General features: G+C 60.9%; 18 protein-coding genes, 1 tRNA gene and 1 pseudogene. 8 read left to right on the forward strand and 12 right to left on the reverse strand.

Annotated elements, in window-relative coordinates:
• The 3 genes and pseudogenes from BV034_RS22975 to BV034_RS22985 all read right to left on the reverse strand — a co-directional run.
• A pseudogene (locus BV034_RS22975) lies at window positions 1-335 on the reverse strand (hypothetical protein); the annotation flags it as partial.
• A 162-nt stretch (window positions 336-497) separates the two neighbouring features.
• Window positions 498-574: transfer RNA gene (locus tag BV034_RS22980), tRNA-Asp, on the reverse strand.
• A 195-nt stretch (window positions 575-769) separates the two neighbouring features.
• Complete coding sequence (locus BV034_RS22985) at window positions 770-1,414, reverse strand: hypothetical protein (protein ID WP_050029315.1); 645 nt, start codon at window positions 1,412-1,414, stop codon at window positions 770-772.
• Between the two features lie 249 nt (window positions 1,415-1,663).
• On the opposite strand from BV034_RS22985, the gene BV034_RS22990 reads away from it, so the two are divergent.
• On the forward strand, window positions 1,664-2,350 hold the full coding sequence (locus tag BV034_RS22990; RefSeq protein WP_050029316.1) for a class I SAM-dependent methyltransferase: 687 nt from the start codon (window positions 1,664-1,666) through the stop codon (window positions 2,348-2,350).
• Between the two features lie 560 nt (window positions 2,351-2,910).
• On the opposite strand, the gene BV034_RS22995 is transcribed toward BV034_RS22990, so the two are convergent.
• The gene (locus BV034_RS22995) at window positions 2,911-6,828 is read right to left on the reverse strand and encodes a PVC-type heme-binding CxxCH protein (RefSeq protein ID WP_265593362.1); all 3,918 of its coding nucleotides are present in this window, start codon (window positions 6,826-6,828) and stop codon (window positions 2,911-2,913) included.
• A gap of 193 nt (window positions 6,829-7,021) precedes the next feature.
• Between BV034_RS22995 and BV034_RS23000 the strand changes: the two genes are divergently transcribed.
• The 3 genes from BV034_RS23000 (at window position 7,022) to BV034_RS23010 (ending at window position 9,484) form a co-directional block, all read left to right on the forward strand.
• Window positions 7,022-7,795, forward strand: coding sequence for a hypothetical protein (locus tag BV034_RS23000; RefSeq protein WP_050029317.1), 774 nt, complete (start codon window positions 7,022-7,024; stop codon window positions 7,793-7,795).
• A gap of 136 nt (window positions 7,796-7,931) precedes the next feature.
• The gene (locus tag BV034_RS23005) at window positions 7,932-8,975 is read left to right on the forward strand and encodes a hypothetical protein (protein WP_050029318.1); all 1,044 of its coding nucleotides are present in this window, start codon (window positions 7,932-7,934) and stop codon (window positions 8,973-8,975) included.
• A gap of 8 nt (window positions 8,976-8,983) precedes the next feature.
• Window positions 8,984-9,484 carry a hypothetical protein gene (locus BV034_RS23010; RefSeq protein WP_050029319.1) on the forward strand — a complete coding sequence of 167 codons (501 nt, stop codon included), beginning with the start codon at window positions 8,984-8,986 and terminating at the stop codon, window positions 9,482-9,484.
• A 581-nt stretch (window positions 9,485-10,065) separates the two neighbouring features.
• On the opposite strand, the gene BV034_RS23015 is transcribed toward BV034_RS23010, so the two are convergent.
• Together BV034_RS23015 and BV034_RS23020 are read right to left on the reverse strand one after the other, a co-directional pair.
• Window positions 10,066-11,568 (reverse strand): hypothetical protein, encoded by a 1,503-nt coding sequence (locus BV034_RS23015; protein WP_050029320.1) that lies wholly within the window; start codon window positions 11,566-11,568, stop codon window positions 10,066-10,068.
• 82 nt (window positions 11,569-11,650) lie between these two features.
• The gene (locus BV034_RS23020) at window positions 11,651-13,033 is read right to left on the reverse strand and encodes an SBBP repeat-containing protein (protein ID WP_050029321.1); all 1,383 of its coding nucleotides are present in this window, start codon (window positions 13,031-13,033) and stop codon (window positions 11,651-11,653) included.
• Window positions 13,034-13,182: 149 nt separating this feature from the next.
• On the opposite strand from BV034_RS23020, the gene BV034_RS23025 reads away from it, so the two are divergent.
• Window positions 13,183-13,557 carry a nuclear transport factor 2 family protein gene (locus BV034_RS23025; protein WP_050029322.1) on the forward strand — a complete coding sequence of 125 codons (375 nt, stop codon included), beginning with the start codon at window positions 13,183-13,185 and terminating at the stop codon, window positions 13,555-13,557.
• Between the two features lie 78 nt (window positions 13,558-13,635).
• Here the strand turns inward: BV034_RS23025 and BV034_RS23030 are convergent, their stop codons facing one another.
• Window positions 13,636-15,234, reverse strand: coding sequence for an aldehyde dehydrogenase (NADP(+)) (locus BV034_RS23030; RefSeq protein WP_050029323.1), 1,599 nt, complete (start codon window positions 15,232-15,234; stop codon window positions 13,636-13,638).
• Window positions 15,235-15,405: 171 nt separating this feature from the next.
• Here BV034_RS23030 and BV034_RS23035 point away from each other — a divergent pair, with 171 nt between their 5' ends.
• The gene (locus BV034_RS23035; RefSeq protein ID WP_081888045.1) at window positions 15,406-16,398 is read left to right on the forward strand and encodes a diacylglycerol kinase family protein; all 993 of its coding nucleotides are present in this window, start codon (window positions 15,406-15,408) and stop codon (window positions 16,396-16,398) included.
• Entirely contained in the window at window positions 16,367-17,281 is a 915-nt protein-coding gene (locus BV034_RS23040) for a metallophosphoesterase (RefSeq protein WP_081888046.1), read from the forward strand. The genes BV034_RS23035 and BV034_RS23040 overlap by 32 nt, the downstream gene beginning before the upstream one ends.
• Window positions 17,282-17,729: 448 nt before the next feature.
• Here BV034_RS23040 and BV034_RS23045 read toward each other — a convergent pair whose 3' ends face one another.
• The 5 genes from BV034_RS23045 to BV034_RS23065 form a co-directional block, all read right to left on the reverse strand.
• Window positions 17,730-17,996, reverse strand: a complete 267-nt coding sequence (locus BV034_RS23045) for a hypothetical protein (RefSeq protein ID WP_050029326.1) — start codon at window positions 17,994-17,996, stop codon at window positions 17,730-17,732.
• 60 nt (window positions 17,997-18,056) lie between these two features.
• Window positions 18,057-18,794: a TlyA family RNA methyltransferase gene (locus BV034_RS23050; RefSeq protein WP_050029327.1), complete on the reverse strand. Its 738-nt coding sequence runs from the start codon at window positions 18,792-18,794 to the stop codon at window positions 18,057-18,059.
• Window positions 18,795-18,847: 53 nt separating this feature from the next.
• Window positions 18,848-19,534 (reverse strand): hypothetical protein, encoded by a 687-nt coding sequence (locus BV034_RS23055; RefSeq protein ID WP_050029328.1) that lies wholly within the window; start codon window positions 19,532-19,534, stop codon window positions 18,848-18,850.
• Window positions 19,535-19,665: 131 nt separating this feature from the next.
• Complete coding sequence (gene purB, locus BV034_RS23060) at window positions 19,666-21,093, reverse strand: adenylosuccinate lyase (protein WP_081888047.1); 1,428 nt, start codon at window positions 21,091-21,093, stop codon at window positions 19,666-19,668.
• Between the two features lie 729 nt (window positions 21,094-21,822).
• Window positions 21,823-22,722: a hypothetical protein gene (locus tag BV034_RS23065; RefSeq protein ID WP_050029329.1), complete on the reverse strand. Its 900-nt coding sequence runs from the start codon at window positions 22,720-22,722 to the stop codon at window positions 21,823-21,825.
• 115 nt (window positions 22,723-22,837) lie between these two features.
• Here BV034_RS23065 and BV034_RS23070 point away from each other — a divergent pair, with 115 nt between their 5' ends.
• On the forward strand, window positions 22,838-25,396 hold the full coding sequence (locus BV034_RS23070) for a PSD1 and planctomycete cytochrome C domain-containing protein (protein WP_265593363.1): 2,559 nt from the start codon (window positions 22,838-22,840) through the stop codon (window positions 25,394-25,396).
• Window positions 25,397-25,409 lie beyond the last annotated feature (13 nt).

Raw genomic sequence — 25,409 nt, forward strand, 5'->3', positions numbered from 1 at the left:
GCCATCTCGACCGGACAGCCACACACGCTCCCCTCCTCATCCAGGGCCACCAACTGGCCATCCATCAGCGCCTGGTCACAAGGGAGAGTCTGCAATGAGTTGATGATCCCCGGAAACTGGGCACCCAGGGACAAATGGTTCCTGGAAACCAGCCATGCTTCCCCTTCTGATTTCAGGGCTGTGACTCGAAAACCCTGCCACTTCATTTCATAAATCCAGTCTGGACCACCAGGCAGCTCCGTCACCTGCCGGCAACACATGAGGTCCAGCGAGGTCATCCGTTCCGGGAGAACCGGGACGCGACTTGCCCGGAGGAGATCAGTGGGAGGTTGCATGTCGGTTAATCGCCGACGACCCGGAAACCGCGCTTTAAAAAGTTTTCCCCGCCGCGCTCAGATGGACAGCGCCAACCTCGGATTCGAGGAAATATTAGCTGAAGAACCGGGTTTGTTTTACTCCGGATCGGGCATCTTATTGATGCCCTCGATTGCGAAGGTTGGCGGAACGGACGGGACTCGAACCCGCAACCTCTGCCGTGACAGGGCAGCGCTCTAACCAATTGAGCTACCGCTCCAACCTTCGCCCCGTTCGTTGCCGTTCGGGAAGGTCAGAAGAGTACATGAACTCCTGATTTGTGCAAACTCAAAATGCATCTTTTTCGACATTTTTTCCCGCCCCCCTCTTTCATCTCTAGAAGCCTGAACGGAAACACCTTCGGGCGGATGGAGGTCCGCTTCCGAAGGTGTCTCAAGCGCTATGATAGTGAGGCCTACTCCACTTCGACTTTCACATCATCAAAGAGGATCGGCGTGTTGGAGAAAGGGGTGCCCCAGATGGAACATTTCCCCTGCCCTTTGAGGGTGGTGTCTTCCACTGTGAACTGTGCTTCTGCTGGCTCCGCCTCGGTCGCAGGCCATACCTTGCCAGTTACTGTCCACTTGCCTTCTGCAACCTTCTTGGCTTCCAGTTTCATCTTCAGCCAGGCGTCGCTGGTCCAAGTGTAGGGGATGGACTTCACTACTTCCTCTTGTTTGATCAATTGGAGTTCCTTCTTGGCAGGAAACACCGTCAGGCGGTAGCCGCTCTGGCCATGCACGCCAATCGCGAAACGGGGAAAGCTTCGTCCTTGCTTGGTCGCAAAGACTTTCGCTTCGATGCTGGCGCTGCCGCGGGCAGAATCACCCAGCAGCGCATTGGCCTCCACCAGCTCCCCCACCCCGATTTGAATGCCTTTGTTGCCATCTTTGGCTGCGATGCTGAACTTGCCCTCCACCACAAAAACTTCTGCGGGCGGTTCCCCTTCTTCCCAGGCTTCGCTGTCGAAGACAAACTTCTTGGGTTCAGCCGACAAGGTCAGAGGCAGCAAGAGGGCTGCGAGCAGAGCAGAGGTGCGGGAGGTCCGGTGGTGTTTCATGGCGGAAAGGTATGAGGAAGAAGAAGAGAATCCTTGGGGATGCAAAAGCCTGCGTACAGCCGCAGTCCACACAGATCCAAATCGGGGTGCGGAAACGGGGACGAGGGAAACGCGTGGAACAGCCTGGACCTTGCGGGCCAGCCCCACTCCGAGAAATGACACCCCTATTACATGCTCATTTGGACATATTGCATCGTGATTTTCGCAGCAAAGTTGACCCGATGCCGGAATGCCCTTCCTGTTTCCAGCATGCGAGCACGTCTGGTTGAGCCCGAAATTCTGGATTCCCTGCCCCACGATCATCCCGATGCCCTGGTCAGCCGCGGAGACATCCGTTTTCTAAACACCATCATGGGCAGCTTCCGCTGGATCCGGAAAGAACTGGGAAGAAACACCAAGCCCGGAGAAAAGGCGGTGGAGCTGGGCGCAGGAGACGGCGGGCTGGTGCGCTACATGGCCCAATCTCTCCCAGACCTGGCCAGCCGTTGGACCGGACTGGATCTCGCCCCGCCCCCGGTCGACTGCCTTCCTGATGGGGCAGGCTGGCTCCAAGGGGACTTCTTGGCGGAAGGACCGGCCGCGGATGCTCTGCGCGGGGCGGACATCGTGGTGGCCAATTTGATCCTGCATCATTTTCAGGATGATCAGCTCGCGCTTCTGGGCCGCCGGTTGCACCTCGCCCGTCTCCTGGTCGTCAGCGAGCCCGCCCGCCATCCTATCCATCTGTGGAAGGGACGCCTGGTGAATGCCGTGCTGGGCTTCAACTATGTGACCATGTTCGACATGGCCCGCAGTATCCAGGCGGGATTTAGAGTCGGGGAGCTTCCCGAGCTTCTGCATCTGGATGAAAAGATCTGGACCGTGCGGGAGAGCATGTCCCAGCTGGGCGCCTATCGGTTGGTGGCGGAGAGGAGGGCGTTAGACGTTAGGCGTTAGATACCACGATGCTTGGTGCTTGGTGGGCGCATTTGACGTTTGAATCTTCCTTCACTCTCAACACCGTCAACCAAGTGAGGCCGCAACAACATCAACCCCCGTACATTCCTGAACCCGGAGGGTTCGCCGTGCGTAACCATGGGTCGATCGAGCCTGGCGAGGGCTACCCATGGAAATCTGACGCGATCAAGCTACCGCGGAGTGGTAGGCCCATCGGGTGACCGGCGCGGTTGGCGGTCTCTGTCGAGGAGACTACCATGGGACTGGCAACGCGATAGGCTTACCGCTCCGCGGTCAATTCTCCTTGGGCGGCAATCCATGGGCAGTCCTCGCTCCACTCGACCGGCCCATGGCTACTCATGGGGAACCCTCCGGGTTCCGGGAGAAGGACCGTCGTTGGCCGAGGCTCGTTGCTCGTTTGAAGCTTGCCTGTACCCAGGGTCTTCGTCCACTTCGCGGCCTTCCCTCCGGGTTTGAGCCCGAGTCGCCATTCGTAGTTGGAACAAACTTGCCAGCCTGCTTCCTAGAACCCTCATATCGACACACACCACTCCACTGGTTTACTGAGTCACCGACAGCTTCCCCCACATGATGACCCAATGCCCGGGGAAGGTGCAGACATAGTCATACGTACCAGGCTGGGAAGGCGCGGTGAGCTGCAGGCGCTCTTTCTGGCCGGGCTCCAGCATCTTGCTGCTGGCAAAGATGCCTTTGCCTTCTGGCACGTACATCTGCCCTTTTTTGTCCGGCATGGCGGGCATGGTCTGGGCGGCAGTGCCTATGGCGGTGCGGGAGTCGCCGGGAGCAAAGACAATGTTGTGCGGCATGATGTCGTTGTTCTCAAAGATCACCTCAAACGGCTTGCCGGCCTGCACGACCAGCTCCGTGGTGTCGTAGCGCATCTGCTCACGCACAGTCTTGATGACATAGACACTGACGCCGAGATCCTGAAGGGCCTTACGCGCGATACCAGCATCCGCTTCTGGCAGCAATGAAGCGAGTTCCTTCCCGAGTTGCACCACCTCCACATACGCCTGTTGCGTCCGCTGATTCACGGGGATGCTGCCAGCATACTTCAAAATAGACGCCACCACACTCGGGGCCTGAGCCTTGTCCCACGAGGTGCGCGGCAATGCCAACACGGCCCGTGCGGCGCTGTCCCGGTACTGCCCCTTCACCAGCACCTCGCTCAGCAATCCAAAGTTCCGAGACGCGGCAGCCGCACCCGTGAGAGGAGCCGCCGCAAGGGCTGCCTTGCGCGCAGGGGCAGGCAGAAGGTCGCTCGGCAGCGCCTGCTCAATGAACGGCTGAAACTTCTCCCGCAATGCCACATCTGGCACGAGGTGAATGCTTTCCAGTAGCACCGCCAGCGTCTCGTGGTTGTCCTGGCGGCTGGACCACACTTCGGCGGGGTTCTGCGTCATGGCCACATACGCGGCCATCCCGGCAATGCGGGCGCTGCGCACGCCGTGGTCCTTGAATGCCAGGCGCGTGATGAGATCGCTGGCCTTCTTCAGCTTCTCAGGTGAACTTCCGGCCAGCAGCTTGCCCAGCTCTGCCGAGGCCGGGGTATCTTTCTCCTGGTCGTCCAGACGTCTGATGGCCGCAGCCAGTTCCACCTCCCGCGTGGACTTGTGGAGTTTCGCCAGCTCCACCGCCGCCTGATCCCGTGTTCCCACATCCAGACCTTTGCGTTCGAGTTGCGCCGCGAAGACAGCCTCTACCGCCGGAGCGGCCTTGAGTTCCTCATTGCTCATCTTCTCCAGCACATAGGGCAGGGCCTTCGGGTTCGCGGCAATATCGATGTCCTTGGGCGACGGCTTCAGAGCCCGCATGGTTTCGCCCAAGGTGTACTCGAGGTAATAATCCATCGGGTGCTGGAGGATCGTGAGAGCCACATTGGCCGCCTCCTTCTCGCCGGGGAAGAAGCTGGCCGCACGCACTGCCTCCAGCCGCACCAGAGGGTGTTCATCATTGGCCTGCTCATGCAGCAGGGCGATGGCATCTGGCAACCGGTCGCGCCAGTAACACAGCACCCGGGTGGCGGCCGCACGGACCTCATGTTGCGGGGAACGCAGCGCCTCCTTCAGCAGAGGCTCATTCACCTCGTTGAGCCACTGATGCACCCACAGAGCTTCCAGCCAGTACCGTTCTTTTTCAGGTGAGGTCTCATCCACGCCATCTGCCCAGAGTTCCAGGGCCTGTAGCACTTCTTGACGCGGTCTGAGGCTGAGCTCCTGCTTCACCCGTTCCCGCGTGCGGATCTCCGGCTCCTCCAGCAACTTCACGAGTTGTTTCACACTGGCCTCGGCCAGATTGGACACCTCGAGAAGCGGCCGCCCAGGATACGTGATGCGCCAGATGCGGGCGTGCTTCTTGTCTCGCAGGGGGTCGCGCAGGGAGTACTGCATGTGCCCCACCAGGGCATCCTGCCAGTCGATCACATAGAGGGCACCATCCGGGCCGAACTGAAGGTCCACAGGACGGAAGTTCGGGTCCGAGGAAAGCAACAGCGGCTCAATCTCCCTGCCCTCGAATCCACTGCCCACGGGCTTCACCTCATGTTGCAGGATGCCCTGCACGCCGATGCAGTTATTCAGCAGGAACCGGCCCTGTGCTTCATCCGGGAAATGGCGGCTGCTTACAAACTCACACCCACTCGTGGGGCGCACGCGCTTGGGGAAGAACTGCTGCATGCTGCTGTGCTTGTCCGGGTACGGCAGGTGGCCTGAGAAGGCAGTAGCAAAGTAATTGGCCCCGCCGGAGGCATCACTGATGAACGTCTGCCCCCACTTGTCAAAAGAGATGCCGTGGGGGTTCGCGTAGTTGTAGCTGACGAAGACGTCCAGCTTCTGGCTGAGCGGTTCATAGCGATAACTTCCCGCGTTCTTGCAACGCACCGGGCCATAGGGCGTCTCCACCTGCGTGTGATGGAAAGTTCCCTCCTGAAAGTAGAGATCGCCTCCCGGGCCGTAGGTGAAGCAGTTGATCACGTGATGAGAGTCGGCCGAGTCAAAGCCGCTCAGAATGACCTCGCGAGAATCCGCCTCGTCATCGCCGTTGGTATCCTTGAGGAAGAGCACCTCACGCTGGTTGTTCACAATGACTCCGCCGTTGGCCAGCTCCAGGCCGATGGGGCACTGGAGGCCTCCGGCGAAGGTGTTGCAGTAGTCCGCCTTCCCGTCGTGATCGCTATCATCCAGGATGAGGACCTTGTCGTTCATCTCATCCCCCGGCCGCCATTGCGGATAGCTGGGCATGGTGGGCACATACATGCGACCCCGGGAATCGAACGCCATGGACACGGCGTTCCCCAGTTCCGGAAACTGCTCCTCACTGGCATAGAGGTTGACGGCATAGCCTGGGGCCAGTTTGAAGGATTTCAAGGTCCCGGCGCTGGGCAGGATGTCCGCGCTCTCCCCTTCTGCGGTCTTGCTGGTCTGCCCGGTGTTGGCTCCTGCATCCTTCTTGCGGTTCACGCCAAAAGAGGTCTGCACCGTGAGGAAGGGCGGTAGACTGGAATCCTCCAACTTGTCACTCACCTGCTGGCCCTGGGCGAGCTTCCAGATGCGTGCGTCCCGGTTCGCGCACATCACATCCAGCACCTCGCGCTCCCGCTGCATCACGTCGCGGTTGGTCTGGTCGCCATCGGCAAACTTCAGCCCCGCACGACCACCGTACACGTAGTAACTGTCCACGATGCGATAGCGATGATACCAGTGCCAGGACTTGTCTTCCACCTCCTTGCGGAGGTCGTCCTTCACCACCCCGGGCGCACCAGCAGGACCAAAGAGAGACTTGTCCAAGAGGGGCGCGAAGGCCTCATCCCCCTGCGCAGTGAAGTGCACGCCATTGAGGGTGTAGTGCCCCTTCCCGGCCGCATACAGTTCCCGGCTGGGCGCGAAAACGTCGGCAAAAGTGATGCCAGCCTTGTCCGCCACCTCTTTCATCGCCTGGGTGTACAGCTCGATGTTGCGATTATTGGCCGCACCGTCAGGCAGGTTGAGATTGTTCAGATTCTCGTGAGCCACGGGCGAGACGAGAGCAACCCGCGGGGCTCCTTTGCCGCTGTAATTTTGCGAGCGGGTGTCCGCGATCCATTTCTCCAGGTCCGCCTTGAACTTGGGAAGCCCCTCTGGGCCGCCAAAGGATTCGTTGAAGCCGAAGAAAGCGATGACGACGTCCGCCTTGCTGAAGCTGAGATGCTCGTCCGGCGAGCCAAAGCCCTCAGCACGCGGGCGCAAGTCCACCTCATCAGCCGGCCAGGAGAGATTCCGCACCACCAGATGGTGCTGGGGAAAGCGCTGATGCAGCAGCGCCTCCCAATGGTTGTGCCCTTCGAACTGCATGCGCTCGGCCAGCGTATTGCCGATCAGGCAAACGTGATCCCCTGGCTGGAGTTGCAGTGGAGCAGCCCAGAGACCGCCGCTGATCACGGCAGTCAGAGTCATCAAGGCGAGAGGGGTAAACCGGTTCATGAGTGCAGCGGTGAAGAGGAAAGCGAAATCAGGTAGGTAAATCGGCGTGGGAGACCAGTTTCCTTCAAACACCGGTGGCCGGGAGAAATCGATGCCTTTCCGGTCACACCAGTTCGCAAGGTTACATACAAACGGCAAAACCCTCTCACACCACCGCCTCGCCACTGATCCACCACTCGACTCCGACTCGCACATGAACCAAAATCCGTCCCAGCCCTCCCCTCCTCCATCCCCCAAGAAGAAAGGCATGTCCGGGCTCGCCGTGGCGGGAATTGGCTGCGGAGCGCTGCTCCTGCTCACCGGCGTTGCCGGTGGCCTACTGGTCATGAAGGGGTGCCAGAAGTTCAAAGAGGTGGCAGGCGATCTCGACTTCGAGAAGAACCCGACCAAGGCGGCGGCCCTCATGGCGCTGAGGCTCAACCCCGACCTGGAGATCGTCACCGTCAATGACGCCACGGGCGAAGTGACGGTGAAAGAAAAGAAGTCCGGCGACACCATCACGATGTCGTTTGAAGACATCGCACAGGGCAAGTTCACCATCAAGAATGCCAAGGGAGAGACCGTCACCATGGATGCCTCCAACGCGCAAAAGCAAGGTGTGGTGGTGACGGGCCCGGAAGGTCAGACCGTCATTGGCGGAACTCAGAGCGCGCCACCAGAGTGGGTGCTCATTTACCCCGGAGCCAGTCACACCGGCGGCATGCGCAATGAAAAGGGCAAATCCGTGAATGGCACCTACGCCATGGAGACGGCGGACAACAATGAGAGCGTCAGCAAGTACTACGGCGATCAACTGAAGGCCGATGGCTATGAAACCAGCTTCACCGCCACCAGGACGGCTGACGGCGACATGACGATGATCAATGCCACCAAAGACGCTGGCAAACGCACCCTCACTGTGATGGTCCAATCCACTGGCGGAAAGACGCACATAGGCCTGAGCTACTCTCTGGAAACAGAGAACTGATCCTTTTCCCCACCCCCCAAAACCGGGACCTGGAGTGAGCTGCATGCCCACTCCAGGTCTTTTTGCGTGGCGAGATTTCATCACGCGAGGGATTGCATTCAGAAGACGGCTTGCCAGAGGCAAAATCAGCCCCGCTATGTTCTCACTTCACCATCTTCTTCCGGCCGGCCTTTGGCGATTCGCCGCTGTCGTGACCCTCTGCCTGCTTGCCCCGGGAACCAGTCAGGCACAGAGCCCGCCCAAAGATCCGAAGAACCTCCCTTGCGTCACCGGCATCCGCACCTGGAAGTTTGTCGATGGCACATCGGCGAGGTTCGCGGTGAAGGACGTGCGCGGCAACGTAGTAGAGTGCTTTTTCGGCCAGCGCGAGCGTATCATGCGGCCCTTCACGGCGTTTGCACCAGAACACCAGAAGGAATTGGAGAAGATCCGAAAGCGGCAGGTGCGAGTGGTGGACTTCAACGATGCGAGAATCGGGTTCGACCTCGTCACTCCGGTGGGCATTCCTCCTTACCCATCCAATCCCAAACAGCGGCCGGAGGAGTTTTTCACGGAACACCCTGCGGGCCTGCCGCGCCAATGGACACGCACAGATGGCAAAGCGGTGGAAGGAAGCCTGCTCAGCGTGGCCGATGATCAACTGGCCATCTGGATCGGCAGTCGCTCCTACGCGGTGCCAGTGGAGTTTCTGGACCAAGAGTCTCTTGACTACGTGCAACGCGTCCTGAAGCGGGAGGAAATGCTGATGCCGATCCGATTCCTCTGGGGACATGCGAGTATGGATGCCCCTGAGGGGATGTGGAACTTCCGCGCTCACGTCCCGCCCGACCGGGCCCTCGCGGGCTACAAATCCCCAACCACGTTTGAGGTGGCTGTGACCAGCGCCCGCGAGTTCATGGAGGAGAAGTTTGGAGACTTGAAGCACTGGGAACTCGACGAGGTTCAAGAGTTCAACTGGTGGAATCATCCCAATCCCTCTGACCAGCCCGAAGCCTGGAAAGACGCCACCGTGCGGCCTGCGGCGGGGAGGATCTTCTGGTTTTCCACCAAGGATGCCAAGATCATCAAACTGGCTGCGCAGAAGCTACCTCTAAACTGCATGGCTCTGCGACAGATAGGCTACGTACTCGTGCCGGTGTTTGCAGATGGGCTGGTGTCACCTTCTGATTTCCAACGCTAAATTCTCCCATGCATCTCCCATCACGACGTCACTTTCATTGGGCGATCCTCACAGTCGCTGCGGTCCTGCTGGGGTCATTTACCAGGACGCAGCTTCTTGCCCTGCCGCCCGATCCGGTGCTGGTGAAGAGCGTTGGCACGACGAATGCCCAAGGGCAGTCCATCGGTTTCTATTACATGGGATCGCTCTCCTCCCTCCGCAAGGTCGGTCCGTGGTCCATCAAAAGCCGGACCCTGCCTCCCCTAAGCCGGAATGATGCCCTGGCCATCGCCGTGGCGTGGTTTCGAAAGTCCACGGGATACACTGGCAGAATCGAGAACATGACGTGTGAGATGAGATGGTTTCATGATGAGACCACCCCCAAGGACATCTGCCAATATGCGTACAATTTTTCCCTGACCGGAACGTCCCCGAACAACGTCTCAGACGATGTGGTGGTCACCATGGACGGCCAGGTGGCGGAGAGAATTACTGAGGAGGAGTACGAGAAGCTCCGGAAGAACAAGTAGTGGCGGGGATGGCATCGCTGGAAGAGATGAGTTAGGAGTTCCGCTCTCACAGCGCTTGTCACCAACCGTCACTCGGAGACTGCGTGACGCCAGTCCATCCCCCCCAGCACCTTGCGGCAAAGGCGCTTTGGGGCTGCGGTGAGCATCATCGCTTTCGGTAATCCTGTATCGAGCGGTCGAGGGTTGAGTGGAGCGGAGGGAAGGGAGGCTGGCGATGTGGGCTTCGGAGAATGGCGAAGGGTTCGAGACGTCACAAGCCGCAGCGAAAGCGGCGGTTCCCGCACGCACTCCAAAGATGCTTCGCATCCAGAGGGAGATGGTTCTTGGGTGTAGGGGCATTCACCCGGCCTCTGATGTCGGAGGCCTTCCAGTCTTCAGGTTGAATCCCCCTGCCCAACCAACACAACGCCCCACCGCCACCCCACGCGATTTCCTGAACCCGGAAAGTTCGCCATGAATAGCCATGGATCAGGCGCGTTTAGCGAGCCTTACCCATGGTATCTCAAAGGGGAGCTTCTACCGCGGAGCGGTAGGCCCATCGGGTGGCCCATACTATTGGCAGACAACTACAAATCCCCCATTCAACTCCCACCCACCGCTCCGCGCACGCGTTCCACCAACTCATTGTCCCGCTCACCCGACCCCCGGAAATAAAACACACTCGAGGCCAGCAACTGATCCCGCCACGGGCGGCTGAGCTGCCCATAGTCCTCCAGCACGGCGGAGCTAAATTTGTAGTCGTGGGAGTTTGTACCTTTCATAAAAACCAGCCTGCGTGCGGCATCCGCAAACGTCCGCGCATCGGGACGGTCTTTCAAATAGCCTAGAACCTTCCTCGCCGCTACGAGACGGTCCTTGCCGATCTCGGCAAAGATCTCAGTCACCGCTTCATCACCCTTGGCTGAGGGCATCACGGGCTCCAACTGATCAATGTGCACGCCGTTGTCCGCACGCCCACCGCGATACAACGGAAGGAAGGCCGCGTTCTGCAGCAGCAGCAAACGCCTTGTTTCATCGCTCCGCACCCGCTGCCAGGCGTAGTGAACCGCGTTGGTAAAGGTCATGGCATGCAGAGACACAATGCCCGGAGCCTGGATCAGATACTCCCCTGCCCCGTCAAAGCAGCCTTCAAAGAGCGATTGCGGCGACACACCGCGATTCAGCAGGTCCAGGGTCAACTGACTGGCATCCGAGGACGATCCCGCTCGCAGCGTTTGCAGCACTTCGCGGGTGGCTCCGTCATCCATCTTGCCAGCCGTCCAACCGTCCCGGACCTTGGCGAGTCGCTCTTGATTCTCCCGAAATGGCCGGTCCGCCGGAAGATCCGCTTGAGCGGGATTCACATTCGCTCCCGAGCGATCAAGCAACGCGTATGCGAGCGAACGCAGCACCGGCTCGGCATGCTGCCAGCCGATCACCTCTAAGGTGCGGAAGCTGTTTGCCACATAGATGGCCTTATGCCCGATATCGCGAAAGTCCCGCACTCCGTAGCGGGTGAAGAGCTCAAAGAGATCATGCGCACTGCTGTGCCGCACCAGGCTGACAATGGCGGCATCCGCCGCGGATTCATCCCAGTTGTCCATTGCCTCGATGAATGCCTTGCGGGCGGCATGGGCTGGAGGGAGCTTGGATTCCTCCACCGGCTCCATCACCCAGTTGCCCTCCCGCACATTCGCAGCCTGGGAGGACTTGAACTGGTCCAGGGCCCAAAAGATGGGCAGCCATCGATCCGAATCCGGCGAGGCCAGACTGGCCAGATGTGCGGAGTTCACCACGAGCACGGCGTGAAACTTAAACCCCACCGGGCGCGGTTGCACACTGCGCACACCGGCCAGCATGAGCGCGGCGAGGACCTCGCGATAACTGAGTCCCCGTTGGATCCGCGAACCAAACTCCTCCAGCACGCGTTCCCTGGGAGTCTCTTCCAACAGGCGTACCAGCGGCTCAATCTCTGGATCGAACCGCACCATATGAGTGGGCAGGGTCGCCTCCTGGGCAGAGACAACAGGCAACCGGGAGAGAAAGCCCAGCTCCCCGAGCGCGGTCAGGGCGGCGCTGTGGCCCAGAAAGGTGCGACGTTTCATGGCAGAATGGCAGGGGTTGTGCCCTGATTCTACGAAACCCGCACCCTTCTGAACAGCGTTACTTTACCCGCACCAGAGCGGGCTACTTCAGCCTCACCTTCACTGCGTAGGCATCTGCCCCCTGAGTGACGCTCATAGACACCTGACCGAACGTGGTGGGAGCCATCGCCGCCCCGCCCAAAATGGCCGCGCCTTTGCCGTCGGCCACAATCGTGTACGCATTGCCCGCCTTCTCCCCGGACGCCAGCTGATGCCACTGCAACGCGCCTGAGCCATCCAGAGAAGCCAGCAGCACGCTCGTGCGGGCGGCACCCTCCAGCTTCTGCCCGCCTGCGAGGATGGCACCAGGGCTGGACTCACCCGTCACCAGCACACCTCCAGAACCATTGGGAGCCACCCCCAGCAGATAGTCTGTGCCCGCCCCCTGCAAGGTCTGGCACCACTTGAGCTTTCCATCGGTGCCAAACTGCGCCACCCAGCCATCGCTGTCCTTGTCTCCAGTAGTGATCCAGCTTTTGTCGTCAGCCTGAAGGCGTCCTTTAAAAATGCCCGCCACCCAGACCGTGCCCGCGGCGTCAGCCGTGATTTCATGAACCACCGCACTCGGGGCCCCTGGCACGGTACTGAGCCATTGCACCTCTCCTTGCGAATTGAGCTTCGCCACCAGCGCATGCGTCTCCCGTCCGGCGTTCAGCTCCCGCCCGGCAAAGTTGCCTGTGCCAGAGACCAGGCCGCCAAGATAGATGTTGTCCGCCGCATCCAGCGCCACGCCGTGGCCACTGCAAGCCGCCTTGCCCTCTGTACCCTTCACCCAGAGCAACCGGCCGCTGGCATCGTACTTGGCACAGAAGATGGGACGCGTGCCAGTCAGCACTGTCTCGCCAAACTTGGCAGGCCCTACCACCGCTCCCGTCACCACAATGTCACCCTTGCTGTCCACTGCGATCCCGTGACCATAGTCATAGCCGCTGCCTCCCGCGGTGCGCACCCAGAGCAGCTCTCCCGCCGGGCTGTATTTGGCCACAAAGACGTCATAGTCCCCGGCATTGGGCAGAGGCTGGCCGAGCGCTTTGGCGTCTGTGCTCTGATGATGCCCCGTGACATAGAGATTGCCCTCCGCATCCGCCGCGACGCCGTAACCGCGATCCACCAGACTGCCGCCCAGAGACTTCGCCCACAGGAACTTCCCATCCGGCGACACCTTGGCAACAAAGCAGTCCGTGCTGTCCGCTCCGGGCACGGTGATCTCCCCGAACTTCAAATCGCCATTGGCCTCACCCACCAGCAGCACATTGCCCTGGCGATCCACATTCACGGCCCGCGTCTTATCAGACTGCGCACCACCCCCAGAGGCCACCCACTCAAAGGTCTGGCTGTGCGCAGCATAGGGAATGAGCAAGGCAAAAATCCCCACCCGGGTGAAGGTGGAAAAAGAGCGGGGCAACAACGATGCGGTCAGGTTCATGCAGGCGATACGGCCAGGTGGCCCGGAGATTTCACCGCGACCAAGACACGATCACGAATCTACCAGAGTCTGTCACGACCGGTGATTTTTCGCGCTCAGCCTTACCCTGCTGACATAGGGCTGTCAGTGCCCTGTCATAGACTGCTTCCATGAATGCAACTGCCTGCGAAGCCCCCCGCCCCCTGCCAGCCCACTCCCCCGCGGAACTGCTGGCCAACAAATACGTGGCCGCCATGAATTCCCAGAATCCCGACGCGGTCGCACGCTGTTTTGACCCCGATGCCTTGGTGGAGGACGAGCATCGGCGTCACACGGGCACCATCCAGATTCACGCCTGGATCTCGGAAGCGTTTGAGAAATACCACCCAATGCTGGACGTGCGCGAGTTGACTGGCGGCGATGGCCGGATCACCATCACAGGGCTGGTCTCCGGCTCCTTTGACGGCAGCCCGGTGATGCTGCAGCACCAGATGGAGCATGACGGCTGGCTCATCACCCACCTGGCAATCCACCCGGCGGAGTGAACCTTTCCCAGGCGCTGGGTTCATGAGCCAACAAGAACGCCCCTCCGACTGGGAGGGGCGTCGCAAACTCTGCCAGGCTTAGTGGAGAGAATCCTGGGTCATCGCCCCATCCACCATGCGCCACATGGCGGCGGGGTTGGCATTCTGCAGTGGGGCTGGGAGGCAATCGTCTGGGAAGCCCTGATAACATACCGGACGGACGAAGCGATAGATCGCTGCGGTGCCAATGCTGGTGAAGAAGCTGTGGGTGGACGATGGGTAGGGACCGCCATGATGCATGGACGGGCAGACCTCAATGCCGGTGCCGAAGCCGTTGAAGATGATGCGACCAACCTTCCGCTCCAGAATGCGGATGAGGCGGGAATGCTCGCGCAGATCCTCGGGCGTGCCGTGGATGCTGGCGGTGAGCTGCCCCTGCAGGGATTCCGCCACCTGCTCCAGCTCCTCCTTGCTCTGGCACTGGGTGACGATGGAGGCAGGGCCGAACACTTCCTCGTGCAGATCTTCGTTGGCGCGGTAGGTCTCCAGATCGGTGGAAAACACCATGGCCGAGGCCTGGGCCGCAGTTCCACGCGCCGTGCCTTCAGACATACCCAGGAGATCGATCCCCTTCACACTGCTGATGCGCTTGAGCCCGTCCTTGAAGGCCTGGGAGATGCCAAAGTGCAGCATCGTGGACGGCGGCCACGCGCGCACCAGGGAGGCGGTCTTTTCTGTAAAGTCCTGAAACCCGTCGCTCTTCACACCGAAGACCACGCCGGGATTCGTGCAGAACTGGCCGACGCCCATGGTGAGGGAGCCGACAAAGCTCTCTGCGATCTGCGGACCGCGCTGCTGAAGCGCGCCGGGAAGGAGGAACACCGGGTTCACACTGCCCAGTTCACCGTAGAATGGGATAGGAGTGGGCCGGGCACTGGCGGCGTCAAAGAGCGCCCTGCCGCCGCGGAGGGAGCCTGTAAAGGCCACCGCGGTGGTGAGAGGATGCTTGACCAGCGCCATGCCGATCTCCACACCACGGCCGTGCACCATGGAGAAAGTGCCAGAAGGCATGCCGGCTCGGTCCGCCGCTTCGGAAATGACCCGGGCGATCATCTCACAGGTGCCAGGGTGGCCGGGATGGGCCTTGACCACCACCGGGCAGCCCGCGGCGAGGGCACTGACGGTGTCCGTACCGGCCACGGAGATGGCGAGGGGGAAGTTACTGGCACCAAACACCACCACCGGCCCTACCGGCTGCATGAAGCGTCGGATATCCGGCTTGGCCAGAGGCTGGCGGTCAGGGATGGCGCGATCAATGCGCGCCTCCTGCCAGGAACCTTCTCGAATGAGGCGGGCGAACAGGCGGGCCTGCCCCGTGGTCCGGCTCCGCTCCCCGGCGAGCCGTGCGAGAGGCAGACCGGTTTCCGCCTGGGCGCGCTCCAGCAGGACGTCCCCCAGGGCCTCGATGCCGTCGGCAATGGCATCCAAAAAGGCAGCCCGCTCGGCCGGAGACTTGCTCCGCAGAATATCAAACGCCTCATCCGCTGCCACCAGTGCCTGGTCGGCCAGTTCCACCGGGGCCTCGTGCACGGGAGGGGCCAGATCAGCACCCGTGGACGGGTTGACCGGAAGAAACGTCACACCCGACTCGGAGCGGGTGACCTTGCCTGCGATGATGGAATGGCCGTGGAGGGTCATCAGTAACTAAGCAGCGAACTCCCATAGAAATAAAGCAGTTTTGTGGGATGCCCCATCCGCTTTTTCGCAAGGAGTGGCCCGTACTCGGACCGGCACATAGAAGCGCAGACTTGAACCTGCAGGCGAATCAGGAAAGACGGTCCCAGCGGAGCGTCGCAACATCCCTCCCTCATGCCTGCCCCCGCCCCCTGCCGTTGGACCCGTCCTGTAGTGATCCTCAACCGTGAATCCGGAACGATCTCCTCACTGGGGCCTGAGCACGTCGCCCAGCGCCTGCAGGAAATCTTCGCCGAACTGGGCGCTGAGGCAGACATCCGGCTCGTCCGGGGGGCGGAAATCGAACCCACGTTGGTAGAGGCTCGCGACGGGGAGGCAGACGCGGTCATCATCGGCGGCGGGGACGGCTCCGTGGCCACAGCGGCAAGCGTGCTGGCAGGACATGAGAAGCCCCTCGGCATCCTGCCGCTGGGCACGTTCAATCTCGCCGCACGAGATGTGGGAATGAACCTGGACTGGGAGGAGGCAGCCCAGCAGCTCACCCAGGCGCCCGATGGGGCCATGGACCTGCTGGATGTGGATGGCAGCCTGTTCTTCTGCGTGGTGGTGCTGGGTTTCTACCCGGCCCTGGTCTTGGGCCAGCCTGAGTATCACGGCAATTGGTTGGTGAAGGCCTGGCGCACGGCTTCCGCGTCCCTCAAGAGCGTCGCCACTTTCCCACCTCTGGATCTGGTGCTGAAAGACGATGATGGCCGGGAGGTGCGCCGCCGCACCCGCATCGCCCTCATAGCCAACAATGACTACGAGGATCTGTTCGGCATCATCCCACGTCGTCGCTCGCTGGATGCAGGCTATTTCACCGTGTATGTTTCCACGCACCGCAGCCGCTGGGGGCTGCTGAAGTCCAGCCTGGCCTGGCTGATGGGACGCTGGAAGGAGGACAAAGAACTGACCGTGCTGCACACCACGGAGCTGGAGGTGCAGGTAAGACGCAAGTCCAGGATCCCGGTGATGCGGGATGGCGAGATCGACAAACTGCGAGTTCCCTTCCGCATCCGCATCCGGCCCAAAGCACTGCGCGTCATAGCTCCCCGACTGGAGGAAGCCGTTGACTCAGGAAACAACCCGCCGGAGCATGCCGACCATGAGGCTGGTGCACCTGTCTGACCTGCACTTCGGCGCCATCACGATGGGGCGGCCCGAGGCGCTGCGCGAGGCTGTCCAGGCTGTCGGCGCAGATCTCACCGTCATCAGCGGGGATCTGACGCAGAAGGGCCGGTATCGCGAGTTCGTGGCCGCCCGGGAGTTCCTGGAAACCCTGCCAGGCCCCCGCTTCGTGGTCCCAGGAAATCACGACATGCCCCACGGGATCCACCTGTGGGCCCGGTTTGAGCATCCCTGGCGAACCTTCCGTGAGGTGATGGGTGAGGAGTTGGAGCCCACCCTGCACGTCCCCGGCATGGTGGTGGCAGGCATGAACTCGGGCCGCCCCGGCGGGCTCTACGTGGACTGGTCACGCGGGCGGCTGTCTGCGGGCCAGCTCATCCGGCTGCGCCAGCAGTACCTCGAAGCCGCTCCGGAGGCCCTCAGGGTGCTCGTGGTCCACCACCCGCCGGCGGCACCTCCGCAGGGAACCCGTCGCCACCTGATCGACAAACGGCCAGCCCTGTTCGGCGCATTGAATGAGGCTGGCGTTGACCTTGTGCTCTCCGGCCACTTCCACCTCAGCTACGCCGTGCCGGTGAAGCTGCCCGGGGTGCACCCCCGTCACTTCGTGCTCTCCGTCACCTCCACCGCCACCTCCCACCGGCTCAAAGGGGAGCCCAATGGATTTCACGTGATCGAGGGTGACCGAGAGCACTTGCAAGTACAGGCCTGGACCTGGACGGACGCGGCCTATGTGCCCACCCGGACATGGCAGTTTTTCCGGGGCGATGACGGCGACTGGACTGAAGCCAAGCCTCCGCCCAGAGACCACAAGTTGATCCAGATCCAGCGGGACAGGGACAAGCAACGCGTGGTGACCGATGGCGATCAAAGCGTCGTTTAATACTCAGGGAGCCACAAACAAACACAGACACTCAGGGGCGCTGCCCCGGCTGCCTTGATAGGAATGGAGCCCACGGACTTCCCGTGTCTTTCTCTTCCACTTCCTCTTTCTATTCCCGTTTCCTTTTCTCTTCCTATTACGTTCAACGGCGCGACCAATTCCGTTGAACGTAATTCCAGATTCTGTTCAACAGGTGTTCAGGCCATCCTCCCTACTCCCAGGCCGATTCCAACCCCATGCATTTTCAGAAGTGGTTTGCACGTTGATCTTTCCCGCCGTCGGCGAGCCCGGCCGCTCTTACAACATTTGAGCGTCGTTCGCATCCTTTTCGGAGTCGGAATAAGTCAGGACAGCCGGGCATCCGCGGTCACGGTCGCCGTCGTCATGGTCCGCCAATCCCGCCAGACACCGGATTCATGAGCCAACTCGCAGCAGAATTCCCAATCCCCTACCTTCTCCGGAACCAGACCTCTTCCATCCGGTCCTCTTTTTTGCCAGCCAGCATATGGTAAAGCAACACGCCTCCAAGCACGAAAAGTCCCCACCGTTTCCAGCCGCGCTGGGCTACCCCGCTTCGTAGCATGCCCACACCGGTGGCCAGTGAGGCCAGCTTCCCGGCCCCGCTCGCAAGCTGAGTCGCACCGGGGTGCTGTTGCTGCCATCGTCCGCTCCCGATGTGGGGAGCCACCTTGGAAATGAAGTCAGACACGTTCATGCGTCTGAATCGATCCCCGGAAAGAGCCCGGACGTCCGGGCTTGCCGCCAGACACCCGAATCACGCCACCTTCCCAATCCAGGCCAGGAACTCGCGGTTCCCATCGGTGCCTTGAATTGGGGAATCAGTGAGCCCCTTCCAGACCCAGCCGGGCTGGCTTTTCACAAAGGTCTCAATCTTCAGACAGGCCTTCTCGTGAAGCTCTTTTTCGCGAACGATCCCACCGCGGCCAACCTCCTCGCGACTCAGCTCGAACTGGGGCTTGATCAGCACCAGGGCCTCCCCACCCACCTTCAACACCTGAAACGCAGGGGACAGGACGAGCGTAAGGGAGATGAAAGAGACATCGGCGACAATGAGGTCCACCTCCTCGCCCACATCCTCCGCCTTCAGATGCCGGACGTTGTAGTTCTCACGTGAGACCACTCGCGGATCGCTGCGGAGCTTCCACACCAGCTGATTCGTCCCGACATCGAAGGCAAAAATCTTGACCGCACCATGCTGGAGAAGGCAATCGGTGAAGCCTCCCGTGGAAGCCCCCACGTCAAAACACACTTTCCCCTCAGGTGAAACGCCAAAGGCGGTAAGAGCTCCTTCCATCTTGAAGCCACCCCGACTGACGTACTTGGGTGGCTCCTTGACGCGGATGACGGAGTCCTCTGGCACGAGCTGGCCCGCCTTGGTGACTGGCACATCGTTCACCAGCACATCGCCAGCGAGGATGAGCCGCTTCCCCTGCTCCCGGGAAGCACAAAGTCCACGTGCCACCAGGAGGTGATCAAGCCGCTGCTTTGCCATTCGCCGGAGTCAGACTGGGGGAGAAAAAACGATCTTTGCTTTATGAGAGAAGATCAAAGAGGAGGCAAATCCTGAATGACGTCATCCCCCTGCTGGAGGGTCACGCCCACCGGGACGCTCTCCCGCACGATGTCCGCCACCGCGTTCCCTTCTTCCACGAGGGTAATCTTCACCCGGCCGACGATGGCATCACCACGACGGATCGCGAAGGGCATTCCTTTTTCAATCTTGCGACCTGAGCCTGAACTGATGATCACAAAGCCGGACTCGACCTGAACCTCGCTCACCTTGGCGATGGCCGGGGCGGACATCACCTGACGTTGACGCGGAGTCGGCGGCAGCGGGGCCACGGGCGCCGGGGCGGCACCGGGAACAGTGCCCAAGCTTGGGGCACCCAGGGTGCCGGGAGCGCCAGGAGCGGGAGCACCGAGAGAACTGCCTGGGGGCATCGTAGGGATGCTGGTGGCGGCACCCTGCACGAGGGCTTCGCTCTCACGAGCGGCGGCAGCCAGCTGCTCTGGCGTCGGGGCCGGACGTTTACCTTTGCCCGGAATCTGGTCCGCAGCGGGTGCAGTGCCAGCCTGTTGCTCGGCGGCCCGCTCAGCCTGGGCTGCAGCCTGCTGACGACGAATCAACTCCAGCTCATTGGTCACCCCTTTGGCTTGGTTCCGGGCGTCCATCATGAGATAACCCATGCCCCCGAAGAGGACGAGCGTGATGAAAATAGCGACGAATTTCATGTAGGAAGGAACTGATTTCAGATGTCGAGCCAAAGGGCTGCGGAGATTGAGCCCGCTATTTTGCCCGTTTGGAAGACAACTGAAAACCAAAAACTCTCAATTAGGCGAAAGAGATATTGCTCGACGGACCCTTAGAGGATGGCACCCGGTTCATAAGCAGCACCTTCCGGGCAGTTCGCAGCCACGGCATCCACCCGGGCAGCGAACTCGTCCACCTGAGCGCCAGCGTCGCCAGAGTTGGCGCGTCCCTGCTCAAAGACCACCTCGAACTGCGCCGGCGTGAGACCGAGACGAGCATCGGCGGCGAGACGATCAAAGAGATCATTGGCCCGGACCTTGCCAGTGCGGAGATCCTTGGCCACTGCCACAGCATGCTCCTTGATGGCTTCATGGGCACCTTCACGACCCGCGCCAGACTTGACCGCCTCCATGAGAACGGTGGTGGTGAGCAGGAAGGGCAGATAGCGCTGGAGCTCGGTGGCCACAACGGCCTCGAACACTTCCATCTGATTGAGGATGGTCAGGAAGGTCTCCAGCAAGCCGTCCATCGCCAGGAAGGCATCGGGCAGCATGACGCGACGCACCACGGAGCAAGAGACGTCTCCTTCGTTCCACTGGTCACCCGCCAGGCCGGAGGCCATGGTCAGGTAGCCTTTCAGCACCACGTGCAGGCCATTCACCCGCTCGCAGGAGCGGCTGTTCATCTTGTGCGGCATCGCGGAGGAGCCAACCTGCCCCTTGGCAAAGCCTTCGCTGGCCAGCTCCTGGCCGGCCATCAGGCGGAGGGTGCGGGCAAAGTCGCCAGGACCACTGGCAAGATCCACCAGGGAACCCACGACGCGAAGATCGAGACTACGGGGATAGACCTGACCCACGGCACCCAAAGCCAGCGGCAAGCCGAGGTAAGCCACCACCTTCTCATCCAGCGCACGGGCCTTGGCGGCGTCGCCTTCAAATAGACTGATCTGGTCCAAACGAGTGCCAACCGCCCCTTTCAAGCCGCGGGCGGGGTAGCTGCCGAGCACGGTCTGAAGCTGGTGGTAAGCGCCGAGCATCTCCTCACCAAACATGGCGATGCGCTTGCCCACCGTGGTGACCTGGGCGGCAACGTTATGGGTGCGAGCCGTCAGCGGAATGTCCCGGGTCTCTTTGGAGCGGGCGGCCAGCTTGACGAGAGCGGCCACGCTCTTGCGCTGCACCACCTGCAGACTGCGGAAGACCTGAAGCTGCTCCACGTTCTCCGTGAGGTCGCGGCTGGTCATGCCCTTGTGAATATGCTCGTGACCGGCAAGGTCGCAGAACTCTTCGATGCGAGCTTTCACATCGTGGCGGGTCACCCGCTCACGCTGCATGATGGAGTCCAGGTTCACCTGGTCCTTCACCCGCTCGTAGCTCTCAATCACGCCGTCCGGAACCGGAATGCCGAGGTCCCGCTGGGCCTTCATCACGGCGATCCAGAGTTCACGCTCGAGCCGCACTTTCCCCTCTCCCGACCAGATGGCGCACATCGAGGAGGAAGCGTAGCGTTCGGCAAGGACATTCGGGATGGCGTCGGACATGGGGAGCGAGAGGGACTTGGGGTAAGGGACGAGAAGAAAGGGGGATGACAGGGATAAGAGAAAAGGGGGCGGGGTCAAGAAGGAAGCAAGGACTCAAGGCCATGGGTTCCGTCTGCCCAGCCCCTGCAAACTCTCAATGAACCCCTCCCCCACCCAACCGCTCAAGGCGAGGACAAAGGGCCAATTCGTTTTCACGTATATTGTGTAGATACCCCTATTAGGAGATGCCTTCCCCTCCCTAGCAATTCCCTGACCAAATGCATTGAGGCTGTGAATAATAACTCGCTCACAGAAGTTCGCAGAAGTTCTACACTTGTTCTTCCCACGATTTAACACGTGATTTACGTGTAAATACTTACTCACACGCTCCCTACCTCAATGTGAGTATCTTTCTTCTTCTGCTGCTGTCCGCCCAGAGGAACAGATCGGCACCCTGTTTAACATTGGTCTTGCATGTTTAAGAGGTCTATTGCTCTCTAAACCATACACTTAAATAATTTTAACACGCACCAGTTGTGCATCGTAAATTCACAACCTGCCCCAGTGGGAGGACTGTCTTCGTCTCTTTTCACCCGCTCAATCGCCTGAAATCTGAACTCATTAACAGGCCATTTGTGAATAACCTTAGCGCTCTTAAGCCACTGCAAAAGTAAAAATATTACCTTGAAATTCAAAGTTACTTAACAAATTAGCTATGTCAACTTCTTAGAATTACGAAGTTAAATCAGATCAGATCAGATCGGAAAGCGTCTGGGCAGCAACGCCCAATTTCGACCGCACGGCTTGGGCGGCATTGGCTAGATTCTGCTGAGCGGCCCGGTAATCAGCGCGACCGGATTCGGTTTCGATCCGGATAGGTTCGAAGCCCAGATCAGTCAACTGATAGGGGCTGGCTCGCATGTCCATGGCCCGGCCCATGAGCGCCACCTCAAAGGCATCGGCCACCAGATCGCTGCCGATCCAGGGCCAGAGTTTGTAGGCCCATTTATAGAGATCCATGTTCGCATGGAGGCAGCCCCCCTGCTCCATTTCCTGCCGCGTTTCGAAGGTAGGATTGAAGGTGTTGAGCGGCCGGGCTTCCGGTGTGTAAAAACGGTAGGCGTCGAAATGGGTGCAACACACCGTCTGGCTTTCGACAAAGGCCGCCAGTTCCTCGGCTGACAATCGGAGGTCATACCCCGAGTGGCGCACCTGTTCAGCGCTCTGCTTGTACACCATCGCCCACTCGTGCAGACCGTGGCAGGCAAATCTGGCGGGGCGGGAGGTGATGTTCTGGCAGAGCTGAGCCACCCACCGAGCCTCGCGCTGCACGCGGGCTGGCATCGGCGGAGCATCCCAAGTCACGGTCTCAGTTCCCTCCGCAGACACACAACCGCCCGCCAATCCGGGCACCCAGGTCATGAGCTTGTTCGGCGAGAAGCTGTAGTAGGTGAAGAGGAAGTCCCACACCGGGTGTTTCGCATTCTGGCTCCGCCGCTGTACGAAAGCCTCAGCGTGATCTGCCACCCGAGCCCGATGGCGTTGGGTCTTGGCCTCCCACATCTCTCTTGTCACCACGATCTGTCGCGCCCCCGCCGAATCCTCGACGGGAGGCAGGGCGATGGGAAGATCGGGGACGGACGGGCTCACAGAGTCCCTACCCTAGCTCAGGTGACGACATTTTCCAGCAATCCGGTCATGGCAGGCATGGAGTTCCCCGGGAGCCCACGCAACAATACCCTTCCACATCCCGTTGCTCTTCATCATGCTGGCCCCAGAGCCGCACGCTTCCGACATCTTCACCATGCCTGGATTCCGCAAGCCCCACCCCATCCTGATTCCAGCCCTGCTCTGCGCAGCCACCTCATCGTGGGCTGCGGCACCTCTGGACTTCAACCGGGACATCCAGCCGATCCTCTCGGAGAACTGCTACCACTGCCACGGGCCGGACAAGGCAGAGCGCAAGGGAGGTCTACGCTTGGACGAGGAAGCCGCCGCGAAGGCGCTAGTGGACGGGCACATTGCGATCCACCCTGGCGACAGCAGTCAGAGCACCGCGATCCAGCGGATCTTTTCCAACGACCCTGAGGAGGTCATGCCCACGCCCAAGAGCAATCGCAAGCTCACCGCTGCCCAGAAGGAACTGCTGAAGCGCTGGGTGGAGGAAGGCGCCCCCTGGGGCAAGCACTGGGCGTTTGTGAAACCCGCTAAGGCCACTGTCCCTGTGCTGCCCCCCGACATCACCGATGGAAACACCATTGACGCCTTCGTCATCGACCGACTGAAACGAGAGAACCTTGCTCTCAGTACTCAAGCCAGCAGGGAGACCCTGATTCGCCGGGTGACGCTGGATCTCACGGGGCTGCCTCCAACGACGGAGGAATTGACCGCCTTCCTCGCCGACGCCTCCCCCCAAGCTTATGAGCGCGTGGTGGACCGTCTACTGAAGTCGCCCCGGTTTGGCGAGCGCATGGCCTGGGACTGGATGGACGCGGCACGATATGCGGACAGCAATGGCTACCAGGGCGATCCCGAACGCACCATGTGGCCCTGGCGGGACTGGGTGGTGCAGGCCTTCAATGCCAACATGCCCTACGACCAGTTCACCGTCTGGCAGATGGCGGGCGATTTGTTGCCTGGGGCCAGCCCGGAGCAGAAGCTGGCCACCGGGTTCCACCGGAATCACATGATGAATGGCGAAGGCGGCCGCATCCCAGAGGAAACCCGGGTGGAGAATGTGATGGATCGCGTGGACACCACGGCCACTGTCTGGCTGGGGCTGACCCTGGCCTGCGCGAAGTGCCACGACCACAAGTTCGATCCCCTCACCCAACGGGAGTACTACGCGCTCTACGACTTCTTCAACCAGACCTCCGAGGATGGTGCGATCCGAGGTGGCAAGGCCGCGCCGGCCATGGACATGTCCACCCCCGCCGAGCTGGAACGGGTGAAGAAGGCGGAGGCTCGGGTCGCTGCCGTCGCGGCGGAGGTGGAGGCCTATGAGCTCAGGAAATTTCCCCGGGCTGAAGGCGCACCGCTTCTCGAGTCCGATGCCGCAAAGCTGCCCGGGAATCTTCCCGCCACGCTGGCGAAGGTGCCCCCGGTCAAACGCGGCGTGGACGGCCTGCTCGAAGCGGTGGCTCACTTCAAAAATGAAGGCACCGATCCGGAGTATGTGAAGGCACTGGAGAAGCTCCTTTCCGCGAACCGGGAACGAACTGCAGCCGCCAGCGGCGTGACCAAGGTGATGATCATGGACACGCTGGCGCAGCCCCGGCAGACTTCCATCCTGGCAAAAGGCGCGTACGACAAACCCACGGACAAGGTCCAGGCGGGCACCCCCGCCATCCTCCCTGCTCTGCTCATCTCGGGAGGCACCGGCCCCACCCGGCTGGATCTGGCAAAATGGCTCGTCTCGCCTGATCATCCCCTCACCGCCCGGGTCACCGTGAACCGTTTCTGGCAGAGCTTCTTCGGCATGGGCCTGGTGAAGTCCACAGAGGACTTCGGTCTGCAGGGAGCCAAGCCCTCCCACCCGGAGTTGCTGGACTGGCTGGCGGTCGATTTCATCGAATCCGGCTGGGACGTGAAGGCGCTCTGCAAACAGGTCGTGATGAGCCACACCTACCGGCAGTCCTCCCGCGTCACGCCGGAGTTGCTGGAGCGGGATCCCGAAAACCGCCTCCTGGCCCGCGCCTCACGGCATCGGCTCCCTTCCTGGATGATCCGCGATCAGGCCCTCTCTGCAGCCGGGCTGCTCAATGAAACCCAGGGAGGTCCGCCGGTTCGCCCTTACCAGCCAGAGGGCATCTGGGAGGAGGCCACGTTCGGCAAGATCAGCTACAAGCAGGATCACGGCGATGCCCTCTACCGGCGCAGTCTCTATATCTTCTGGCGACGCATCGTCGGACCCACGATGTTCTTCGACAATGCCGCGAGGCAAACCTGTGATGTGCGCTCCCTTCGCACGAACACGCCCCTGCATGCTCTGACCACGCTGAACGACATCACCTATGTCGAGGCCGCCCGGGCCATGGCCCAGCGGGTGCTCCAGGCCCCTGTAACCCCTGACGATCGCGCCAAACTGAGCCTCGCCTTCCAATGGGCAACCGCCCGCACTCCGACGGCAGAGGAAACGGACATCCTCCTAGGCCGCTTGGACTACCTGCGCACGCAGTTCCAGGAAACCCCTGCAGAAGCCGCAAAACTGCTGGCCGTGGGAGAGTCCCCACGTGACAAGAGCCTTCCCGAAATCGAACACGCCGCGTGGACCGCCCTGTGCCAGCTCCTGCTGAATCTGGACGAGACGATCACACGGGAGTGATTGAGTTGAGCTG

Source organism: Verrucomicrobium sp. BvORR034, from assembly GCF_000739635.1.
Classification (GTDB): domain Bacteria; phylum Verrucomicrobiota; class Verrucomicrobiia; order Verrucomicrobiales; family Verrucomicrobiaceae; genus Verrucomicrobium.